At 69.8% G+C, this 19,865-nt stretch carries 17 protein-coding genes and 1 pseudogene; 11 read left to right on the top strand and 7 right to left on the bottom strand.

The genetic code is table 11. The features are described from left to right. Positions 1-747: 747 nt before the first annotated feature. Positions 748-1,089, bottom strand: a complete 342-nt coding sequence (locus HAV39_RS34790) for an ArsR/SmtB family transcription factor (RefSeq protein WP_191843417.1) — start codon at positions 1,087-1,089, stop codon at positions 748-750. 189 nt (positions 1,090-1,278) lie between these two features. On the opposite strand from HAV39_RS34790, the gene HAV39_RS34785 reads away from it, so the two are divergent. The 3 genes from HAV39_RS34785 to HAV39_RS34775 all read left to right on the top strand — a co-directional run bounded on the left by HAV39_RS34785 (position 1,279) and on the right by HAV39_RS34775 (position 4,388). Further along, positions 1,279-3,096, top strand: coding sequence for a phosphoenolpyruvate carboxykinase (GTP) (locus tag HAV39_RS34785; RefSeq protein ID WP_191843416.1), 1,818 nt, complete (start codon positions 1,279-1,281; stop codon positions 3,094-3,096). 101 nt (positions 3,097-3,197) lie between these two features. After that, entirely contained in the window at positions 3,198-3,404 is a 207-nt protein-coding gene (locus HAV39_RS34780; protein WP_191843415.1) for a DUF2795 domain-containing protein, read from the top strand. Positions 3,405-3,470: 66 nt separating this feature from the next. After that, positions 3,471-4,388, top strand: a complete 918-nt coding sequence (locus HAV39_RS34775; protein WP_191843414.1) for a sigma 54 modulation/S30EA ribosomal C-terminal domain-containing protein — start codon at positions 3,471-3,473, stop codon at positions 4,386-4,388. Positions 4,389-4,611: 223 nt separating this feature from the next. On the opposite strand, the gene HAV39_RS34770 is transcribed toward HAV39_RS34775, so the two are convergent. The 6 genes from HAV39_RS34770 to HAV39_RS34750 all read right to left on the bottom strand — a co-directional run bounded on the left by HAV39_RS34770 (position 4,612) and on the right by HAV39_RS34750 (position 12,763). Then, on the bottom strand, positions 4,612-6,237 hold the full coding sequence (locus HAV39_RS34770; RefSeq protein ID WP_191843488.1) for a SulP family inorganic anion transporter: 1,626 nt from the start codon (positions 6,235-6,237) through the stop codon (positions 4,612-4,614). 77 nt (positions 6,238-6,314) lie between these two features. Beyond that, positions 6,315-6,656: an ArsR/SmtB family transcription factor gene (locus tag HAV39_RS34765; protein ID WP_191843487.1), complete on the bottom strand. Its 342-nt coding sequence runs from the start codon at positions 6,654-6,656 to the stop codon at positions 6,315-6,317. Between the two features lie 139 nt (positions 6,657-6,795). Next, a complete protein-coding gene (locus tag HAV39_RS34760) occupies positions 6,796-10,014 on the bottom strand; it encodes an HAD-IA family hydrolase (protein WP_191843413.1) in 3,219 nt (1,072 codons plus the stop codon). Continuing rightward, on the bottom strand, positions 10,011-11,063 hold the full coding sequence (locus tag HAV39_RS34755) for an Acg family FMN-binding oxidoreductase (protein WP_239121068.1): 1,053 nt from the start codon (positions 11,061-11,063) through the stop codon (positions 10,011-10,013). Before HAV39_RS34755 ends, HAV39_RS34760 begins: the two co-directional genes overlap by 4 nt. A gap of 210 nt (positions 11,064-11,273) precedes the next feature. Continuing rightward, positions 11,274-11,402, bottom strand: a complete 129-nt coding sequence (locus tag HAV39_RS43445) for a hypothetical protein (RefSeq protein ID WP_275413994.1) — start codon at positions 11,400-11,402, stop codon at positions 11,274-11,276. 776 nt (positions 11,403-12,178) lie between these two features. Further along, positions 12,179-12,763: a TetR/AcrR family transcriptional regulator gene (locus HAV39_RS34750; RefSeq protein ID WP_191843412.1), complete on the bottom strand. Its 585-nt coding sequence runs from the start codon at positions 12,761-12,763 to the stop codon at positions 12,179-12,181. A gap of 204 nt (positions 12,764-12,967) precedes the next feature. Here HAV39_RS34750 and HAV39_RS34745 point away from each other — a divergent pair, with 204 nt between their 5' ends. The 8 genes and pseudogenes from HAV39_RS34745 (at position 12,968) to HAV39_RS34710 (ending at position 19,646) form a co-directional block, all read left to right on the top strand. Beyond that, on the top strand, positions 12,968-13,648 hold the full coding sequence (locus HAV39_RS34745; protein ID WP_191843411.1) for an NADPH-dependent F420 reductase: 681 nt from the start codon (positions 12,968-12,970) through the stop codon (positions 13,646-13,648). Positions 13,649-13,812: 164 nt separating this feature from the next. Then, positions 13,813-14,108, top strand: a pseudogene (locus HAV39_RS34740) (SulP family inorganic anion transporter); the annotation flags it as partial. Between the two features lie 355 nt (positions 14,109-14,463). Continuing rightward, the gene (locus HAV39_RS34735; protein WP_191843410.1) at positions 14,464-15,546 is read left to right on the top strand and encodes a cation:proton antiporter; all 1,083 of its coding nucleotides are present in this window, start codon (positions 14,464-14,466) and stop codon (positions 15,544-15,546) included. Positions 15,547-15,652: 106 nt separating this feature from the next. Next, on the top strand, positions 15,653-16,591 hold the full coding sequence (locus HAV39_RS34730) for a hypothetical protein (RefSeq protein ID WP_191843409.1): 939 nt from the start codon (positions 15,653-15,655) through the stop codon (positions 16,589-16,591). A gap of 406 nt (positions 16,592-16,997) precedes the next feature. After that, positions 16,998-17,411 carry a hypothetical protein gene (locus HAV39_RS34725; RefSeq protein WP_191843408.1) on the top strand — a complete coding sequence of 138 codons (414 nt, stop codon included), beginning with the start codon at positions 16,998-17,000 and terminating at the stop codon, positions 17,409-17,411. 173 nt (positions 17,412-17,584) lie between these two features. Continuing rightward, a complete protein-coding gene (locus HAV39_RS34720) occupies positions 17,585-18,154 on the top strand; it encodes a TetR/AcrR family transcriptional regulator (RefSeq protein ID WP_203736771.1) in 570 nt (189 codons plus the stop codon). Beyond that, entirely contained in the window at positions 18,151-18,879 is a 729-nt protein-coding gene (locus HAV39_RS34715; RefSeq protein WP_191843407.1) for an ABC transporter ATP-binding protein, read from the top strand. The genes HAV39_RS34720 and HAV39_RS34715 overlap by 4 nt, the downstream gene beginning before the upstream one ends. Beyond that, positions 18,876-19,646: an ABC transporter permease gene (locus tag HAV39_RS34710; RefSeq protein ID WP_239121069.1), complete on the top strand. Its 771-nt coding sequence runs from the start codon at positions 18,876-18,878 to the stop codon at positions 19,644-19,646. The genes HAV39_RS34715 and HAV39_RS34710 overlap by 4 nt, the downstream gene beginning before the upstream one ends. Positions 19,647-19,865 lie beyond the last annotated feature (219 nt).

Below are 19,865 nucleotides of genomic sequence, written 5' to 3'. Positions count from 1 at the left end.
CAGGCCTGTGACACCAGCACGCCGGTGTACCGGCCGCGCCGAGACCATCCACGCCGTAGCGGCTCCCGGCATAACATCGGCACAGCTCATGCATAGCAGCATGCCGGGTCGTGGCCGTTGATGCCGGTGGCCCCGCACGCAGGGCACGCCTCACCGTGGGCCATGCGCCAGGACACCAGCAGGGCCCCATGTACCAGACGCCGTCCCGCAACCAGCCCTCGCCGGTACTCAGGATCGGCGACCCGTGCGGCGTCGTATCCCATCGGGACTGGCCTGCGGTCACGCCGGGCGGCCATCGCCACGAGGCGGGCCACCAGCTCCTGCTCGACACGGCGTCCAGCCCGGACCCCCAGCCGGTAAGCCGTGCCAGCTCCGGCATGCTCACCTGACGGTGGCCCGCCGGCCGCGTCGCCGCGCAGTGGCTCGATGTCGTCTCCTTCGCAGGCCAGGCATGCGAACAGCCGCACTATCGCAACGGCGTCCTCGCCAGGTCCGCGCGGACCCGCAGCCGCATCTCCAGACCCGTTCACCACAGCGGCCCCGCCCCGGGCGCGCACCGCCGCCATCCCTGGTCGCTCTGCGGAGTCCACCAGCCGCCACTACGGCCCGAACTCCGATGGCGGCCGCGTCGCTCCAGGTTGATGGCGCGAGAATGGGTCGGACGTGTCAGCCGGGCACGAGAGATGGGAAGCCGGCCTGACACGCCCGCCCCGACCAGGGGTGGCGCGGAACAGCGCGCCGCGTGGCCTAGCGAACGCCGGCCTGCGCGGCACGCAGATCGTCGAGCAGCTCGACCTGGTTGGCCAGCACCTCGGTGAGGATCCGACGGGCGACGGCGAGCAGTTCGGCCACCTGCGGGCTGACCAGGGAGTAGTAGACGGTCGAGCCTTCCTTGCGGGTCACGACCAGGTTCATCTTGCGTAGGACGGCCAGCTGCTGTGACAGGTGGGCGGACTCCAGGCCGACTTCTGGCAGCATCTCCCCCACCGAATGCTCCCGCTCGGAGAGCAGTTCGAGGACGCGGATGCGGGCGGGGTGCGCGAGCGCTTTGAAGAATTCCGCCTTGGCCTGATACAGCGGCTTGCTCACCGGTCCACCCCCTTCGTTGCAGCAAACCGTACCCGCCCGGGCACATGGTGTGCTGCTGGGCCGGTCGGCTGGTGGTCGTGTGACATTTTCGCGTCACCGGATCAGACTACACGACCTAGCGAGTTGCTAAAGTAAGAAACTAATTGAGGGTCGCGGCACGGCGCCCTTACGCGGAAAGGCACCTGATCGATGGATGCGGCAACAACGGCCGGCCTGTCCCCCGCCCCGACGACCCATTCGCGGCTGCTGGCGTGGGTGGCCGAGGTGACCGCGCTGACCACCCCGGCACGGGTGGTGTGGTGCGACGGCTCCGACGGCGAGTGGCAGCGCCTGACCGGGCAGCTCGCCGACGCCGGCACCCTCGTTCGGCTCAACCCCGAGCTGAAACCGAACTCGTTCTGGGCCCGTACCGACCCCTCGGATGTGGCCCGGGTCGAGGAGCGGACCTTCATCTGCTCCGTCGATCCCGACGATGCCGGGCCGACCAACAACTGGATGGCCCCCGAGGAGATGAAACAGCTCCTGGGCGAGCTGTACCGGGGCTGCATGGCCGGGCGGACCATGTATGTCATCCCGTTCTGCATGGGCCCGCTGGACGCAGCGGACCCGAAGTTCGGCGTGGAGATCACCGACTCCGCCTATGTCGCCGCGAGCATGAAGATCATGACCCGGATGGGTACCCCGGTCCTGGACGTCATGGGCGCCGACGCCGAGTTCGTGCCCGCGCTGCATTCGGTCGGTGCTCCCCTCGCGCCCGGCCAGGCCGACGTGATGTGGCCGTGCAACGACACCAAGTACATCGCTCACTTCCCCGACACCCGCGAGATCTGGTCGTACGGCTCCGGGTACGGCGGCAACTCGCTGCTGGGCAAGAAGTGCTACAGCCTGCGCATCGCCTCCGTGATGGCACGCGACGAGGGCTGGCTGGCCGAGCACATGCTCATCCTCAAGCTCACCTCCCCGCAGCAGAAGGTCCACTACGTCGCCGCGGCGTTCCCGTCCGCGTGCGGCAAGACCAACCTCGCCATGCTCGAACCGACCATCGGCGGCTGGAAGGTCGAGACCCTCGGCGACGACATCGCCTGGATGCGTTTCGGCGACGACGGCCGCCTGTATGCCGTCAACCCGGAGTACGGGTTCTTCGGTGTCGCGCCCGGCACCGACGACTCCACCAACCCCAACGCCATGCGGACCCTCGCGCAGGGCAACTCGCTGTTCACCAATGTCGCGCTGACCGATGACGGCGACGTGTGGTGGGAAGGCATGGGCACCCCGCCGGCACACCTGACCGACTGGCACGGCAACGACTGGACCCCCGGGTCCGGCGCACCGTCCAGCCACCCGAACTCTCGGTTCTGCACCCCGATCAGCCAATGCCCGATCCTGGCACCGGAGTACGACGACCCGCGCGGCGTGCCGATCTCGGCGATCCTTTTCGGCGGCCGCCGCAAGACCACCGTCCCTCTGGTCGCCCAGTCACGCGACTGGATCCACGGCGTGTTCATGGGCGCGACCCTGTCCAGCGAGACCACCGCCGCCGCCGTGGGGCAGGTCGGCGTCGTGCGCCGCGACCCGATGGCGATGCTGCCGTTCATCGGCTACCACGCCGGCGACTACCTCGCCCACTGGGTGGACCTCGGCAAGGACGCCGACCCGGACAAGCTGCCGAAGATCTTCCAGGTCAACTGGTTCCGCCGCGGCGACGACGGCCGGTTCCTGTGGCCCGGATACGGCGAGAACTCCCGCGTCCTCAAATGGGTCGTCGAACGCCTCGAAGGCACCGCCGGAGCCGTCGACACCCCCGTCGGCCTCGTCCCGCACCCGGCCGCGATCGACACCGAAGGCCTGGACCTCGCCTACGCCGACCTGGCCGCGGCACTGCACGTCGACCCGACCGAGTGGGCCGTGGAGGTTCCGCAGATCGCCGCGTGGTTCAACCAGTTCGGCGAGAAGCTGCCAGGCATCCTGTGGACCGAACTCGACAGCCTGAAAGAGCGGCTGCGCTGAACCGCCCGTCCCCATGATCGTGGCGTGGCCCGCAGAACCCCTCCTCCTTCCCCGAGCGGCGGGCCACGCCACTCCGAACTCCGACACCTGAGGAGAACCCGGTGAGCGTCACCCGCACCGAACTCGCCGACCACATCGAAGCCGCGTTCACCGCTGGGCCTGCCACCCGTGACCGGCTACTGGCCTTCGCCGCCGGCAGCCACGCGCGGCCCGAGGTCATCGAGGTCATCAAAACCCTGCCGGAACGCCCCTACCCGGCCATGCGCGACATGTGGACCGACCTAGGTCACATCCCGATCGGCGACTGACCACGCGTGGTGCCAGGACACGCCAGAGCAGACCTGTCCTGGCACCACGCGGTGAAAGGAGGCGGCATGGCTTCCTCAGGCTCCCGGCCCATGCCCCGGCAGGGCGTGCGCGTCGACGTGCACACACGCGGGGAGCTCGATCCCGCGTTCGTGGGCATCACCCGCGAGGCAGTCGCGGCCGTGGTCGCCGCGAGCGCCACCGCGGCCGGGCCGGCCCGGCTGCGCATCACCGCCGGCAACTGCGCGCCCGGACCGACGCTCTTTCAGATCAACCTTCGGGTCCGCGGTGAACCGGCCCGGATCCAGCTCGCCGCCCGCACCCCGCAGGCCGCCGCCGGCGCCGCACTCGAACGGCTGGAACGCCAGGTCCGCCGTCTGGGGCTGCGACTGGACCTGACCGCATGGCCGCTGCCGTTCCGCAGGAGGCTCGCGGTGCCCGGCGAAGCCGCCATCGCCCGGCTGAAGGCGGTCCGGTTGCAGGTGGCCACTGTCGCGGAGGCGGCGATGCGACTGTCCGCGATGGATTACGACGCGCACCTGTTCACCGACACCGACACCGGTGCCGACGCCGTGATCTATCGCACCGGGTCCGAGCAGCTGCGCGTGGCTCGCCAACACACTGCGCCGTCGCGGCAGGCCGTGCCGGCGATCCAGGTCGACTCCCACCCGGCGCACGTACTCGATCCGGCACAGGCCGCCCACCGGCTCGCGGCCACCGCGGTGCCGTTCATCTTCTACACCGACCGCGACACCGGTCGCGGCAACCTGCTCTACCGCCGCTACGACGGCGACCTGGGATTGATCAGCCCTACGACGGCCGATGCGGCATCCGAGCAGACGCCTGCCCTGCAAGCACGGGCCGACGTTGCTTCCTCGGCCGGTCACTGCGGGTCGCAGCCGTCACGTGACGCGGTGGGAGTGCTGCTGGAGATCGCGAACAGCCGCACTGCCAACGCCCTCAGCAGGACCGCTGATCCGCAGTGATCGCCGCAGTGATGCATCGCATCAGCGCGGGCCACGATCGCCGTCATCCGGTGCGCGTCGGTGCCCCACCACCGGTGGCTTGCCGACAGGCGTTCGCTCAACGCCGCGAATTGCTCCGACAGTACGATCTCGGTGGTGGCGGCCTGCCGCAGCGCGGGCAGCAGGTCCGTCGCGATCGCCAGGTAGGCCTGCCACGCCGCGCGCCTATGCTGCTGCACCGGTCTCACGCTGCCTTCAGTGCACTGTCGGCGGTGATGACGCCGGTCTGGTGCAGCAGCGCCCTGGCAGCCATGATCGCGTCCGGGGTGTGCGCGAACACGCGGCCCTGGCTGCGAAGCCGGTCCAGCACACCGATCGCGGCGAGCGCGCGATCGTGCTCCAAGCGCACCCCTGACAGGTAGACGACGATGCCGCGGTGTTCGAGGCGTTCGATCGCGTCGCGCAGCACACTGGCGCCGGTGCCGTCGATCGACGAGGTCCGCGACATCCGCAGGATCATCACCCGCACGTCGGCTACCTCGGTCAGCTCCAGCAGGAACCGGTGGGCGGCGGCGAAGAACAGTGGACCGTCGAAGCGGTACGCGACGATGTGCTCGGTCAGCAGTGCCGCCTCCTCGGCGTGATGGTCGGCCACGTCGAGGGGCACCTGCTCCAGCGTCGCCGCGCGAGCGATCTTGCGTACCGCGAGGAATGCGGCCAGGACGAGTCCGATGCCGACCGCGGCGACCAGGTCCAGGGCCAGGGTCGCGGCGGCGGTGAGCACCATCAGTACCGCGTCCGAGCGTGTCGAGCGGGCCAGCGCGAGCAGCGAGCCGACCTCGATCATGCGGATCGCGGTGGCCAGCAGCACTCCGGCAAGTGCCGCCAGGGGGATGTGCGCGACCAGCGGCGCGGCGGCGAGCATGATCGCGGCGAGGACGAGGGCGTGGGTCAGTGCGGCCAGGCGGGAGCCGGCGCCGGAACGGACGTTGACGGCGGTGCGCGCGATCGCGGCGGTCGCGGGCACCCCGCCGAACAGGGGCGTGACCAGGTTGGCCACGCCTTGGCCGAACAGTTCCCGGTCGGGGTCGTGGCGCTGCCCGACGGTCATGCCGTCGGCGACGGTGGCCGACAGCAGGCTCTCCAGCGCGGCCAGCGCCGCGACGGCCACCGCGGAGGTGAGCAGCATCGGCACGGCGGCCGGGTCGAGGAACTCCAGGGATGGCGCGGGCAGCGTCGTGGGCAGTTGCCCGATCCGAGCGACGTCGAGGTGTGTCACCGCCGCAATTGTGGTCACGGCCGCGACCGCCAGCAGCGAGAACGGCACGCCCGGCTTCCAGCGGGCGCCTACCAGCATCACCGCGGCCACCCCGAGCGCCAACGTCGCTGCGGTCCAGTGCGGATTCGCGGCGAACTCGGTGACCGCCTGCCAGGCGACCGCGGTGACCTTCTCCCCTTCCGTGGCGGGTACGCCGAGTGCGGCAGGCACCTGCTGGAGGAAGATCACGGCCGCGATGCCGGCGGTGAAGCCCTCGATCACCGGGGCAGGCACGTAGCGCACATAGCGGCCGGCACGCGCCAAGGCCAGAACCACCAGCAACACGCCGGCAATCAGACCGACGGTGAGCACACCGCCCGGCCCGAAGCGGTGCACGATCGGCACCAGCACCACGGTCATCGCACCGGTCGGGCCCGACACCTGCAGGTTCGATCCGCCCAGCAGCGCCGCGAGCGCACCTGCGACGATCGCGGTTGCCAGCCCGGCTGCCGCGCCCAGACCCGACGAGACGCCGAACCCCAGCGCCAGGGGCAGCGCCACGACCGCGACGGTCAGCCCGGCGACCAGGTCACGACGCGGCTGGCGGCCCATCGCCGCGAAGTCGGTGCGCCTGGGCAGCAGCGCCGACACGCGCACCCAACCTCCGCGGCAGAGCGCCGCCACGGCGGTCACGGTGCCACCGTCGCGGTGTCGCGTAACTCGTCCAGCAATTCGGTCTGCTGTGCGATCATCGCGGTCAGGAAACGACGCGCGGCCACCATCACCTCGGCCACGTCAGGGCCGGACATCGCGTACATCACCGCCGCGCCCTCGCGGTAGGACACGACGATCCCGGCCCGGCGCAGCACGGCCAGCTGCTGCGACAGGCTCGACGGCTCGATAGCCACGTCGGCGAGCAGGTCCCGCACCGCCATCGGCCCGTCGACGAGCATTTCGAGCACCCGGATGCGCACCGGATGGCCCAAGGTCCGGAAGAACTCCGCCTTGCTCTCGTACAGCGGCACACTCACGTCGCAGCCCCAACCACACAGTGAACGGATTAAGCAATTGAACACCTCTTCAATTGCTTGTTGCACGGCCTGCGCAAGTCTAGTGACGCTTGTCACCACCGGGTGCTCTCGCGGCGCTGCGGCCGGCTCGCCGCTCAGCTCATCTGGCGAGAGGAAACTCGCGCTGGTCACCTGCAGTAAGGAAGTGGACGCTGCCGTCGACATCGACACGGATGGGGGCGGCCTGGCAGGGCCGCAGCAAGAGTCGCAGCCGTACGTGGTCGAGGTCGACGACGATCCAGTGGCCGCGATAGCACAGCTCGGCGTGCAGCGCGTGCAGTTCGGTGGGCAGCAGTGGATGGAAGTACAGGGTGTCGTCGCGGGTCTCCAGCCCGGTGTAGCAGCGCAGCGCGAGGTCGACGGTGCCCGCCATCGCGCCCAGGTGCACTCCCTCCCGGGTACTGCCGCCGCGGGTGTCGTCGAGGTCGGCGCGTAGCGCCTGCAGGAAAAGCGCCCAGGACTGTTCGCGGTCCGCGCGGGCCTGGACCCAGCAGTGCGCGATCCGGCTGAGGCTGGAGCCGTGGGCTACCCGGGCCAGGTAGTAGCGCACGGTGGCCTCGATGGTGGGGCCGTCGAGGTCGTAGCCGAGCCGGGCGAACAGGTCGCGAAGTTCCTCGGCCGACAGCAGGTAAAGCAGCATGAGCACGTCGGCCTGTTTGGACAGCTGGTACTGGTTGGGGCTCGCCCCCTGGGCGCGCAGGATCGCGTCGATGCCGACGAGGTCGCCGTAGCGGGCCCGGTAGGCGTCCCAGTCGAAGTCGGCCAACTGCCCGTACCCGTCGAACTGGCTGATGACGCCGTCGTGGAACGGAACCCGCATCCGCCTGCTGACACGTTCCCACAGCCGGGTCTCGACCTCGCTGATGCCCAACTGCTCCCACAGCAGGCCGCAGTGGTGGCCGGTAAGCAGGTTGATCACGTCGAGGGCGCGGTGCAGCACCCACGCGGTCATGACGTTGGTGTAGGTGTTGTCGCGCAGACCCGTTTCGCGCGCGCCGGGGTAGGCGGTGTGGTATTCGTCCGGGCCGACGATGCCGGCGATGCCGTATCGCTCGTCGACCGGGTCGTAGGCGACGATGCTGGTCAAGAAGCGCGCAATCTCGATGATCATCTCTGCGCCGTATTCGGCGAGGAAATCGACGTCGGCGGTGACCTGGTAGTACTGCCAGACGTCGTAGGCGACGGCGATGCCGACGTGGCGCTGCAGGTGCGAGAAGTCGGGGATCCACTGCCCGAGCCGCCGGTCGAAAAGCTCGTCAGGTGTCTCCTCCCTGCCGTCGCTGGCGCTCTGCCAGGGAAACATCGCACCGCGGTATCCCGCTGTACGGGCCGCGTGGCGTGCCTGCTCCAGGCGCCGCCACCGGTAGAGCAGCAGGGCACGTGACAGCGACGGCACCCGGAGGTTGAAGACGGGGAACACGAACATCTCGTCCCAGAAGACGTGTCCGTGGTAGCCCTCACCGTGCAGGCCGCGTGCCGGTACGCCCGCGTCGAGCTGCGCCGTGTGCTGCGACAGCGTCTGCAGCAAGTGGAACGTGTGCAGCCGCAGCGCGAGGGTGACCTCGTCGTCGGCGTCGAGAGTCAGATCGAACAGGTCCCACAGCCGCTGCCAGGCCCGTTCGTGGGTGACCAGCAGGTCGAAGAAGTCACCGGCGCGGCCGAGCGCGGTGCACACCGCCGACGCCGGCTCGCTGATCGCGGGGTCGCGCGAGGTGGCGATCGCGGCGACCTTCTCCACGATGACCGGACGGCCCTCGACCAGGTCCAGTTCCAGGTCCTGCCCGACGAATGAGGCTTCGCCGCTGTGTGGAGCGCGGCTCACGGGCACATCGTGGCCCGCGCTGTCGCGCACACGGGTGCGGGCCGCCGCCGCGATGCGGATACGCGACTGTGTGGTCACGGCCGTCAGCAGGATCGTGTCGGGGTCGATGATGCTCGTCTGTTCGGTGTGCAGGTGCACCCTGGTCAGCGGGGCGTCCTCGAGCAGGTTGGCATTGACGACACCGCCGTCGATGCCTGCGCACACTTGCAGGCCACCGGACCAGTTCTCGGCTGTGAAGGTGGTCTCCAGCGCGGCGATGTGCGGGGTGGCCAGGTGCACCAGGCGGCGCTGCTGCACCCGGGTAAGCCGACCGGACGGATCGCGCCAGCGCAGCACCCGCGTGAGAATCCCGGCCCGCAGATCGAGTTCGAGCCGGTGGTCGATCAGGTGCGCCGTGTCCGGGCTGAACCAGTCACCGCCGACGATCCGGAACCGCAACGGCAGCCAGTTCGGGGCGTTGACCAGATGCTCATGCTCGATCAGACGTCCGTCGATCGGCGTGGTCAGCCGGTTGTAGAGGCCGGACAGGTAGGTGCCCGGGTAGTGCACGCCGTCGGCCTGGCACTCGGCGGCGGCGCCACGCGTCGCCAGGTAGCCGTTGCCGAGGGTGCACAGGGCCTCGCGCAGGCCTTCCCTGCCGGGATCGTAGCTGTCGTAGCGCAGTGTCCACCCGGTGCTCGACCGTCCGCCGCCGAGCAGCTGCTGCGGTGCGCCCGTGTCACCGGGCAGCGTGTGCAGGCCCACCAGGTCGACGGGCAGGTCGGCCAGGTCGGTGACCACGATGTGCGCCCCGGCTGCGCCCAGCGCGCCTGTGCTGTCACGGTCGACGCCGACCACGAGTCCGAAGGCACCGCGCCGGCCCGCCTGGACGCCGGGCTCCGCGTCCTCGATGATCACGGCGCGGTCAGGCGACACGTGCAACCGGCGGACCGCCTCCAGGTATGTCGCCGGATCCGGTTTGCCGGGCAGGCCAAGGGCTGCCGCGTCCGTGCCGTCCACCCGCACGTCGAACAGATCGCCCAGCTGCGCAGCGGCCAGGACCTGGACGGCGTTACGGCTGGCGGTGACCACCGCGGTGAACACCCCGGCCGCACGCAGCCGCCGCGCCAGCGCTACCGACGACGGGAACGTCCGTACCCCCTGCTCGGCCAGCAGTTGCCGCAGCAACTGGTCCTTGCGGTTGGCGACCGCCCACACGGTAGCCGTCCCCGGCGGGTCCGCAGGCGTGCCCTCCGGCAGGCTCAGGCCCCTGGCCGCGATGAACCCGCGTGCCCCGTCGATCCGGGGACGGCCGTCGACATGTGCCCGGTACTCCGCGCCGGGATCGAACGGCGCGAACGCAGGCCCGCCGTGTCGAGCCAGGTCCTGCAGCAGGCCGTCGAAGGCCTCCTGCCACGCTGCCGCGTGCAGGCTGGCCGTGTCGGTCAGCACCCCGTCCAGGTCGAACACGACCGCGTCGACGTGTTCGATGAACAGCCCGCCCACCGGGGCGCTCATGGGTTGATGACCTCTGACGGCGCGCGACGAGCAGTGATGGCCGATCCCCCAGCCGGCGGATGCCCGACCCGCACCACCGCCTGCGGATGGCCTCCGCCTCGCAGCAGGCGGCCCAGCTGCTCCCGGGTGGCCCGCACCTCGATGACGTCACTGATCGGCGCACAGCCCAACTGCGCGACCGTCGCGGCCAGCAGTACGGCAGACAGCGCCTCCCCGGCCCGCAACCAGTCGACGACGTCGTCGCCATACGTGAAGATCATCGCGAAGCGGGCGCCCACATCATGTTCGAGGCCGGCCGAATGCCCCCGGCCGAACAGCGTGAAGTCACGCACCGGCACCGCGCGCGCGGTGGGCGTCACCGCCGTCGTCGCGGGCACGCCGTCCCCGCTTTCGGCCGGGCGGTTGGTCCACGTCATCAGCTCGTCACGGTAACCGGGATCGGCCTGGTGCACCGCCTCCGCGTGTGCCGCGGCCGCTCCGAGGACCTTGACCTGTTCGGTCGGCACGGGATACAGGTGAGCGGCCTGCCGCTCCGCTGCTGCGACCAGTTCGCTGAGCACCCGGCTGGCCACGGCCTCGGCGGTGAAAGCCCGCCGGTCGGTATGGCGGTCCCCGATCGCCCGGCACAACGCAACCTCTTCATCCGTGGGCACGTGAGCACCTGTGATGGCGATGCGCGCCAGCAGCCCCGGCGAGCCGGGATCCGGGATCCGGTCGACCTGGACTTGATGGCCCGCGGCCGCCAGCGCGACCCGCGCGTGATGCAGCGCGGCACCGCAGCTGACGGTCAGCTGCCGTCCGGCGAAGTCGGTGGCCCGCAGCTGGCGGCTGCGGTCGGCCCACAGCTGCAACCAGTCGTCCGCGCTTCGCCACGTCCACGGCTGCGTGTTGAAGATCGACGGCGCGGCAAGGGCGTCACGTGCGGCCTCGATCAGAGCTCGCCGCCGCTGAAGCGACGTTACGTCCATTTCCTCTCGCCATGTTCTGTGCGTATTGGGGATGACCCGCCCGGCTCTGGCGGCCGTTGACGGACGGAACGGATCGCCCATGATTGCTGCCGGAACCGGGGCACCACGCCGGGCGTCCGGCCCGGAATCGTGCCGAGCCGCACCTGTGACCTACTTGCTGGTAACCCGAATCTGCCGACCACACCCGCTTGCCTTCAGCGGACCGTCACCTTGAGGATCCCCTTGTCGTAGGTTGTGCCGACGTTGTCGACATCAGCATGCCCGGCAGGCGCACCGAACGCTGCCACTTGCCTAGTGGAACTCCGAACGGTCCGCAATCTTGTGCTGGACCCGCCGCTCCGCGTGGATGTCGAGCACCCCGCTATCCGCCGAAACCTGCATATCGGTGTCCGGATTCAGCTCTAGCAGCTCCGTGCGCACCCGGTGGTCCTGATCATCGATCGTGTCCGCGGCATGACGCTATCGCCGCCAACATCGCATGATCGGCCTTCACGGTCGGCCAGGTCCCGAACATCCGCGGCGTCAGGGCCGTCATCGCCTTATCTCTCCGATCTCTCCCCATTGCACCCCCGCCCGCGACCGGTCGACAGGGCCTACAGACCCTCCCCACCAGGGACCTTCGCCCTTTGCTGTGATGCGGGGCGTCCGTGTGGCAGCGCGCACGGGGACGACACCGCGGTTACTTGCGATGTGCGGCGGTGCGCAAGTTGCCGAACACCTTGTCTTTCGGTGCCAGCCACTGAGCATCAGGCGTACCCGGCTGGGCGGAGGTACGCACATGGACGGCGGCGGTCGCCGAGGCGCCGCGTTCGTCGCCTGGCAACGCCCGCAGCAGTCGAGCCGGACTCCGACCACTGGAATGAATCGACCGGCCTGATTCGTCGGGCCGGGCGGACATGCCGTCATGGCCGCCAGGTCGCCGAACCGGCGGCCCCCCGACGAGCCGAGGCCGCCGGTATCTATCACGCCCGTTTCCCCGACATTTCCGGCCGCGAAGACCCAATCGTGATCATCACTATCGATGCGGCCGACTCACCCCACGGTTCCTCACCGGCCGGCGGCCGGGCGTACAGGCATCCTGCGCCGCGCGGCCCGGCACCCGGCCCGATCGCCGAGTCGTTCGATACGGATGTACCGCGTGGCGACCCGATTCCGGTGATGCTGGCGTGGACGCTTCTCCACAGGACGGGCTGCGCTCAGGCAAGCGGGCAGGACGCGTTGACGAGCGCCTGCGCGGTGGCCTTGGCCGCGGCGGGGGCGGCCGGGTCTGCGTCGAGGACACCGGCGGCCAGGCCGCCGTCGATGAGCAGGGTGATTTGCCGGGCGAGCAGGTCGGGGTCGGCGGCGCCGGCGCGGCGGGCCAGGTCGGTGACCCATGCGCGGACCACGTTCTTGTGTTCGACGGTGCGGGCGTGCACCTCGCTGCCGGTCTCGGATTCGGCGGCGGTGTTGATGAACGCGCAGCCGTGGTAGCCCTCGCGGCGGCAGGCCGTGCTCAGCGCATCGAACATGCCGACGAGCTGGTCGCGGGGTGCGTCGCCGGCGTTGCGGGCGGCGGCGCGCAGGCCCCCGAACCAGGCCTGGTCGACCTTGTCCAGGTATGCCAGCACGAGGTCGTCCTTGCGGGGGAAGTACTTGTACAGCGTCGCCTTGGCCACGCCGGATTCGGCGATGACGGTGTCCACGCCGACGCCCCGGGGGCCGTGGGCGTAAAAGAGCCGGAACGCGGTGTTGAGGATGCGCTCGCGGGCCGGTTGCGTCGTGGCGCCTGACTGGGTCACGGTTCCCCTCCCTCCGGGTTTCGTAGCAGCCTACATACTACAGACAAGTCTGTCTCTTATCCTCTGCCAGATCTAACCTTGGAAGTGAGGCAGCCCCCCTCACAAGCAAGAGTTTCCGGCCGGATTGCGGGGTATACAGACCTGTCTGCTAGCTTGAATCGCACAGGAAGGACTCCCCCGCCAAGACTTCAAGGAGCAACCACGATGAAGATCGCAGTTCTGGGCACGGGCATGGTCGGCCAGGCCCTCGCCGGCCGGCTGGCAGGGCTGGGCCACGAGGTGACCGTCGGCACCCGCGATGCCGCCGCCACGATGGCGCGCACCGAGCCCGACGGCATGGGCAACCCGCCCTACCGCGACTGGGCCGCCGCCCACCCGGCCGTGACCCTAGCTCCGTTCGCGCAGGCCGCCGCCGACGCGGAGCTGATCGTCAACGCGACCTCCGGCGACGTGTCCATCGCCGCCCTTGAGGCCGCCGGGCGCGACAACCTGGCCGGCAAGATCCTGCTCGACATCGCCAACCCCCTCGACTTCTCGCAGGGCTTCCCGCCCAGCCTGTTCGTCAAGGACACCGACTCCCTCGGCGAGCAGATCCAGGCCACCTTCCCCGAGCTGAAGGTCGTCAAGTCGCTCAACACGATGAACGCGCACCTCATGGTCGACCCGGCCCAGCTCGCCAGCGGAGCCCATTCGGTGTTCGTCTCCGGCAGCGACGCCGAGGCGAAGAAGACCGTCACCGGGCTGCTGGAGTCGTTCGGCCACACCGACGTCATCGACCTGGGCGACATCAGCACCGCCCGCAGCACCGAGATGCTGCTGCCGATCTGGCTGCGCCTCTACGGGGCCCTAGGCACCCCCACGTTCCAATTCAAGATCGTCCGCTGATCGTCGATGGGCGGGCTCGTCACCTCCACCGTCGCACGCCCGGCACCTCCCCCCTCCGCGTGGAGAAGGAGTCAGCCATGGCCGGTCATCGCCAGCGCTCCCCTACGTTGCCTGAGCCACTACCCGGCAGAGCCGTCGTGCACGACCGTCAAGCCGTCATCCGTGGCGGCATCGTCGCGGTCATCCCGATGGCCGCACTCGTAGCGGTGATGATCATCGTGTCGGTGTCGACCTTCGACTGGCACAACATCACCCCCGCCACCCTCAAGCGCATGCCCGGGGCGAGACGCTCGTCATGGCCACCACGGTCGCGGCGACCCTGATCACCCACAACCTCGCCATCGGCGTCGTCCTGGGCGTGATCACCGCGATGGCCATCTTCGCCCGGCGCGTCGCGCACCTGGCCGAGGTCACCAGCGTCCTGGACCCCGACGGCACGACCCGCATCTACTCCGTGCACCAAGCCCAGTGCACGCCTCCACGAAACCCTCGCCGGGCAGCTGAAGGCCAGCCACTGACAATCCTGCCGGACGCCATGGGCGGCGGGCGGCACCTGCAGACCGGCCCAGCCGCCGAACGGGCCGCGCTCAGCAGCCGGACCCTGCGCCACTACCGCGAAGCCGCCCTCGTCGTACCGTCAGCCGAAGCGAAGGCGGCTGGCCTCTACGCCCCCGCCGGCGGAGACCGCCAAGCCGTCGAAACGCCGGATCAAGCCGCGCTGCTCAGGCGTGCCAGCTCCTGTGCCGTCGCCAAGGTGTGGCCTGTGGCGTTGATGGTGCACAATCGGTGTCGTCAACTGTTGTGGAGGCACGCCGGTGCTGGCGTTGGGCAAGCTCGTCGTCCCGGCCGGTGTCGGCCTGCTGGTCGCCTACGCGACCGGGGCATCAAGGCTGGAGTCATCGCCGACGTATCTGCTGGTGACCACGATCCTGCTGGCCGTCGGCCTGTACGGCAGCACCTTCGGCATCGACGTGCCCCACGCCCGCAACGACTGGCGCACGATCGTGGCCGCGGTCACGATCGGTGTATTCGCGAAGGCAGCGATTATCGGCGTCGGTCTGGCCCTGGCGTTCCAGAACCCGCTGTACCTGGTGCTCGGTGTCGCGGTGGCGCAGATCGATCCCCTGGCTGTCGCGGCGATCGTCGGCAACCCGCGCATGTCCCAGCGCGCCAAGTCGATCCTGGCCGCCTGGTCGTCGTTCGACGACCCGATCACCGTACTGCTGTCGGTGTACGCCGCCGCGCTCGTCGCCACCGCCCAGGGCGTGCCGCAGCTTCAGACCGGTACCGGCGGTTCCTACCTGACCAACCTCGCCGCGAACGTGGTGTTCATCGCGGTGGCGTTCTTGGGCTGGTACTGGCTGCGCCGCTATCCCAAGGCGATGGCGGTGCTCGCGGTCGGTCTCATCGCCCTGGCGGTGTGGCAGTTCACGATGCTCGGCCTGGCCGTGGCCGGCCTGTTCATCCGGCCCAGCATCAGCCGACAGCTCGGCTGGGCCGTGCAGGCCGCGCTGATCGGCGCGGCGTTCATGCTCGGTCTGCTACTCACCGAGGGCGTCAACATCGGCGCCGGAATCGCCCTCGGTGCGGCCGCGTTCGCCGCCCAGGTCATCGTCGGTTACGCCCTCACCCGCAAACTGCCCCCAAGCGACCGCGCACACCTGGCCCTGGCCCAGCAGAACGGCATCACCGCGATCATCCTGGCGCTGCTGCTGCAGGCTCAGTTCGACGGCGTCATCGCCGTCATCGCCCCCGCGATCCTCGTCGTCAACGTCATCCATCTGGTGGCCAACACACTGCTCGACCGGCGCTCCACACGAGCACCGGGTGCAGTTGTGCCGCTGCCGCACCAGGCCGGGCCCGGCGCCGACCTCGGACAGGACACCCAGCCCCGCTGACACGACCCGACGCCCGCGCGATGCGCGCCGCAACCGGGGCACAACACCGCGTGCGTGTGTTCCTTAAGATGACCTCTCCGCCCTCCCCTCGACCCGAAGGTGCGCGATGTCCACAGCCGACCCCACCTCCATGCCGAAGATCAACTGGTCGCAGCGGATGGCCGGGATTCTCGCCAGCACCATCGCCCTGCCCCTGATCTTCGAGATACTCCTCGCGCTGCTCGGCGACGATCCGTTCAACTTCGGCCGCGCCGGCGTCGCCGTCGTGATCGTCGGCCTGACCGCCGGCGGCCTCTACATCGCTCGGCCCGGCTGGCTCAACGTCCAACGCGCCCGCGGCGCGTTCCTCATCCTCGCCGGCCTGGGCAGCGCCATCCACGGCTTCCTGGTCACCGCCGCCTACGACCTGTTCAAAAGCGACCTCGTCCAGGACATCGTCGGCATGCTCACCCTCCTGCTCGGCGTCACGACCTTCGCCATCGGCTGCTTCTACTTCCGCGTCGAAGACGTCCACGAGGTCATCGAGAACCCCACCACCACGGCCCTGCCCGCCGAGGAGATCGCGATCTCCACCGTGCCCGGCAGCTACCAGGCCGACTCCACCGACCGCGCCATGCTGGAAGCCTGTCGCGACGCGCTCAGCGTCGAACGGCTGCACTACATCGCCCTGTACGAACCGCCGGACGGCCAACCCGACGCCCCCGCGCAACGCATCTTCAGCGTCGACGCGTTCGAGCAGGCCAAATACCGGCTGCGGCAGGTGAGCCCGCACCAGCGCCGCGAGCTCTACCAAGCCGAAGGCCTGCGGATCATCGAACGCCACCACGAGCTCAATCGCGAGCTGTCCGTGTTGTACACCGGCAGACTGACCCGCATGGTACTCGACGTGGAGCAGGGTGCCCTGTACCACTACGAGATCAGCCGCGAGCCCAGCCGTCACCTGATCGCCGTCACCCTCGACCAGGACCACGTCTACACCACCGACGCCGAACTCGACGTGCTCAAGGGGCGGTTGCGGCGCGAGCTGGGACTTCCCCGCCACTGACGCTCGACGGCGCAGCCGGCACCTGAGCTGCAGCACGTTTCTCGACCTGTGTGCCGTCCACCGCGGCGAGACCATTCGCCCGGGTTCTTCTTCGCGGTGTTCACGCAGGATCAGCGTGGCCTGGTTCGGCGCGAGGACGAGCCGCTTGGCCGGTCGCCGACGTGTGCAGCGCTGCGACGCAGGGGGCAGTGGGCATGGCCATGATCGGATTCGTGCTGTCTGAGCCGGCGCCGGAAACGCGGCGCCGCTTGGTGCCTGACCGGCGCCGTCCCGGGGCTCGGGCATGGGACGCCGCGCTGGCCGGGCATTTCGCAGTCAGCATCGCTTTCGAAGTCGGCTCCGACGTCGCCGCCACCGTCGTGTTCCTGCCGGCACAGGTGTGGTCACACGCGATTACCCTGGCGCCATGCTGGTCACCGGACGAGATCCCCATGGCAGCGTGCAGCTGTGGCGGGTGGGCCGGCGCCGCATCGCCTGGCGACCCCGATCGGCGATCAGAGGACTGGCTCACGACGACCCGATGATGTTCTCCCCTCTGCCTGGGCGGTTGGTCGGTCAGGCCTTGGAGTGGATTCCGGCGCTACTGGCCACGGTGGTGGTATGGCCGTGGCGAGCCTGCACTGGTATCTGGCCTGTCGTCGCGTACACACTCGGCATGGCTGACCAGTCCGGATACCTCTACCTGGCGACCGTCGGCGGGCGTGCAGCCGCCGACACGCTCGCCTTGCAGTGGGCAGCCGACATCGGCCGTCACGGCCGGCCCCAGGGTGTCGAGCCAGCGGAGGTCGTGGCCGACCGCACGGACCTTACCGGCCTATGACCACTGCAGCTCGGCCTTTCTTGGTGACTAGCCCGGACAGGATCGAGTGCGGAGCGTACAGCGCCCGCAACGTGGCCGCAGGCTCGGGCTTTGCGCAGTCCCTTGCGAGCTTCGCGGACCTTTCGCCAGACACCACCTTGTTTCAACGAAATGTTAGCCGCTAACATTGTCTCGTGGGGTTCGAGAGTGAGGTCGGTGGGAGACGGGCCCGCACGCATGCCCGCCTGCTGGACTGTGCGCTGGATCTGTTCGAGCGCCAGGGCTACGACCAGACGACCGTCGCGCAGATCGCCGAAGCCGCGGGAGTCACCGAGATGACGTTCTTCCGGCACTTCGCCGCAAAGGACCGGGTCGTGGTGGAAGACCCGTACGACCCGGTGATCGCCGACGCCGTCGCGGCCCAGCCCGGCACCCTCGCCCCGCTGGCTCGGGCGGTCGCCGGCCTGCGGACGGCCTGGGCCCGGCTCCCGGAACCGCAGAGCCAGACGGTTCGGCGGCGGGTGCGTATCGCGGCGGTCACCCCGTCGCTGCGTGCCGCGATCACCGCGAACAACGCCGCCACCGAGCAGATCCTGGTCGACCAGCTCGTCGCCGACGGGACCGACCCGCAGGCAGCCAGGGTCGCGGCCGCGGCGACCCTGGCCGGCATCACCGCGGCGCTGCTGGACTGGTCCCAGCGCGACGACGTCGCACTGACCGACGCCGTGACCGCAGCGCTCGACACGCTGGACGGACGCCCATGACCTCCGCACGTATCCAGGCACGCGGGCTCACCCGGCAGTTCGGCGGCGGCGCCGGCGTGGCCGGCATCGATCTCGACGTCGCCGCCGGCCAGATTCACGCCCTGGTCGGACTCAACGGGGCCGGTAAGACCACGCTCATGCGGCTGCTGCTGGGCATGCTGCGCCCGGACTCGGGCACCGTACGCATCAACGACGAGCCGCCGCACACGACCGACTGGGCGCACGTCGGTCACCTGGTGGAGAACCCCCTGGCCTACGGCGAACTGGACGGGCGCACGAACCTGACGCTGGCGGCGCGGCTGCACGGCGCGAGCGCCGCCCAGGCTGCGCTGATGGTGGACCGCGTCCTGTGGGAGCTGAACCTCACCCGTTACGCCGCCGTTCGAGCGAGGCGGATGTCGCTGGGCAACCGGCAACGGCTGGGCCTGGCCTCGGCCCTGCAGCACGACCCTGAGGTCGTCGTGCTCGACGAGCCGACCAATGCCCTCGACCCGGCGGGCGTCATCATGCTGCGCGAGGCGCTCATCCGACGCGCCGCTGGCGGTGCCGGCGTGCTCGTGTCCAGCCATCACCTCGACGAGGTGGCCAGGGTGGCGCACCGGATCACTGTCATCAACGCCGGCCGCGTGATCGGAACGCTCGACCCGCACGGCGTCGACATCGAACGATCCTTCTTCGCGCTCGTCCACGACGACGACACGCAGCACGAACGGAGCGAGCCGTGACCGTCCGGATGCTGGCGACGGCCATCGCCGTGGAAGGCCGTAAGTCGACCGCCTCCCGTGTGTTGACCAGCACCGCCGTTCTGCTCATCTGTGGTGTGGCCGCGCTGGCGGCAGCCACCACGGCCGCTGCCGCCGGCGGCAACGAACAGCTCGCCGCGAAGCTGGGGCCGCTGGCAGCCGAGGGTGGATGGCCGGCCATGCTCAACGTCGCCACCCAGGTCACCGCCGCGGCCGGATTGCTGGCCTTCGGGGTCGGCCTGAGCTGGATGTTCGGGCGCGAGTTCACCGACGGCACCATCACGGGCCTGTTCGGCCTGCCCGTCACCCGACCCACCATCGCGGCGGCCAAGCTCATCGTCTTCCTGTTGTGGGCGTGCGTCGCGTCGGCGGGACTCACCGCCGCTGTGGCGCTGGCCGCTGTCGCCGTCACCCGGCAGGCCCCCAGCCCAGCGGACTGGGCGGGCCTGGGCCGCCTGCTGGCCTTGGCTCTAATGACCGCGGCGCTGGCCGCCCCGGCGGCGTGGGCGGCCACCGTCGGCCGCGGACTGCTTCCCGCGATCGCCGCCGTGGTCGGCCTCATGGCCGTCACGCAGATCGTGGTCGTGGCCGGCGCCGACGGCGGCTGGTTCCCGCCTACGGCACCGGCGCTGTGGGCGCTGCTGCCCGGCACGGTGACCCCGGCACAGCTGATGCTCGCCGCGGTCTTTCCTGTCACGTTCGGCCTGCTGACCCTCCACGCCTGGCGCGGCCTTCAACTCGATCGCTGACCCGCCCCGCAATCCCCTGCGCCACCCCTCGGCGTCGCCTTCAACCAGTCGGAACGACAAGGCGGCAGCAGAGCCCGCGTGAACCTTCGGCTTGAGGTTCCCCCGATAACCCGGAGACTTTCGATCATGGTCTGATAGACCCTGACCAGGAGGTTTTCGTGCCCGCCCCTCGCAAGTACCCGGACGAGCTGCGCCAGCGCGCTGTGCGGCTCTACCGGG

Source organism: Catellatospora chokoriensis (assembly GCF_011297315.1).
GTDB classification, from domain to species: Bacteria; Actinomycetota; Actinomycetes; order Mycobacteriales; family Micromonosporaceae; genus Catellatospora; species Catellatospora citrea.
This window is presented reverse-complemented; position numbering and strand designations above follow the sequence as displayed.

Bases quoted from the DNA above. Each gene is read 5' to 3' on its own strand.
- HAV39_RS34785 (WP_191843416.1), top strand. From the start codon at position 1,279: ATGGATGCGGCAACAACGGCCGGCCTGTCCCCCGCCCCGACGACCCAT.
- HAV39_RS34775 (WP_191843414.1), top strand. From the start codon at position 3,471: ATGGCTTCCTCAGGCTCCCGGCCCATGCCCCGGCAGGGCGTGCGCGTC.
- HAV39_RS34770 (WP_191843488.1), bottom strand. From the start codon at position 6,237: ATGGGCCGCCAGCCGCGTCGTGACCTGGTCGCCGGGCTGACCGTCGCG.
- HAV39_RS34760 (WP_191843413.1), bottom strand. From the start codon at position 10,014: ATGAGCGCCCCGGTGGGCGGGCTGTTCATCGAACACGTCGACGCGGTC.
- HAV39_RS34755 (WP_239121068.1), bottom strand. From the start codon at position 11,063: ATGGGCGATCCGTTCCGTCCGTCAACGGCCGCCAGAGCCGGGCGGGTC.
- HAV39_RS34745 (WP_191843411.1), top strand. From the start codon at position 12,968: ATGAAGATCGCAGTTCTGGGCACGGGCATGGTCGGCCAGGCCCTCGCC.
- HAV39_RS34730 (WP_191843409.1), top strand. From the start codon at position 15,653: ATGTCCACAGCCGACCCCACCTCCATGCCGAAGATCAACTGGTCGCAG.
- HAV39_RS34725 (WP_191843408.1), top strand. From the start codon at position 16,998: ATGCTGGTCACCGGACGAGATCCCCATGGCAGCGTGCAGCTGTGGCGG.
- HAV39_RS34715 (WP_191843407.1), top strand. From the start codon at position 18,151: ATGACCTCCGCACGTATCCAGGCACGCGGGCTCACCCGGCAGTTCGGC.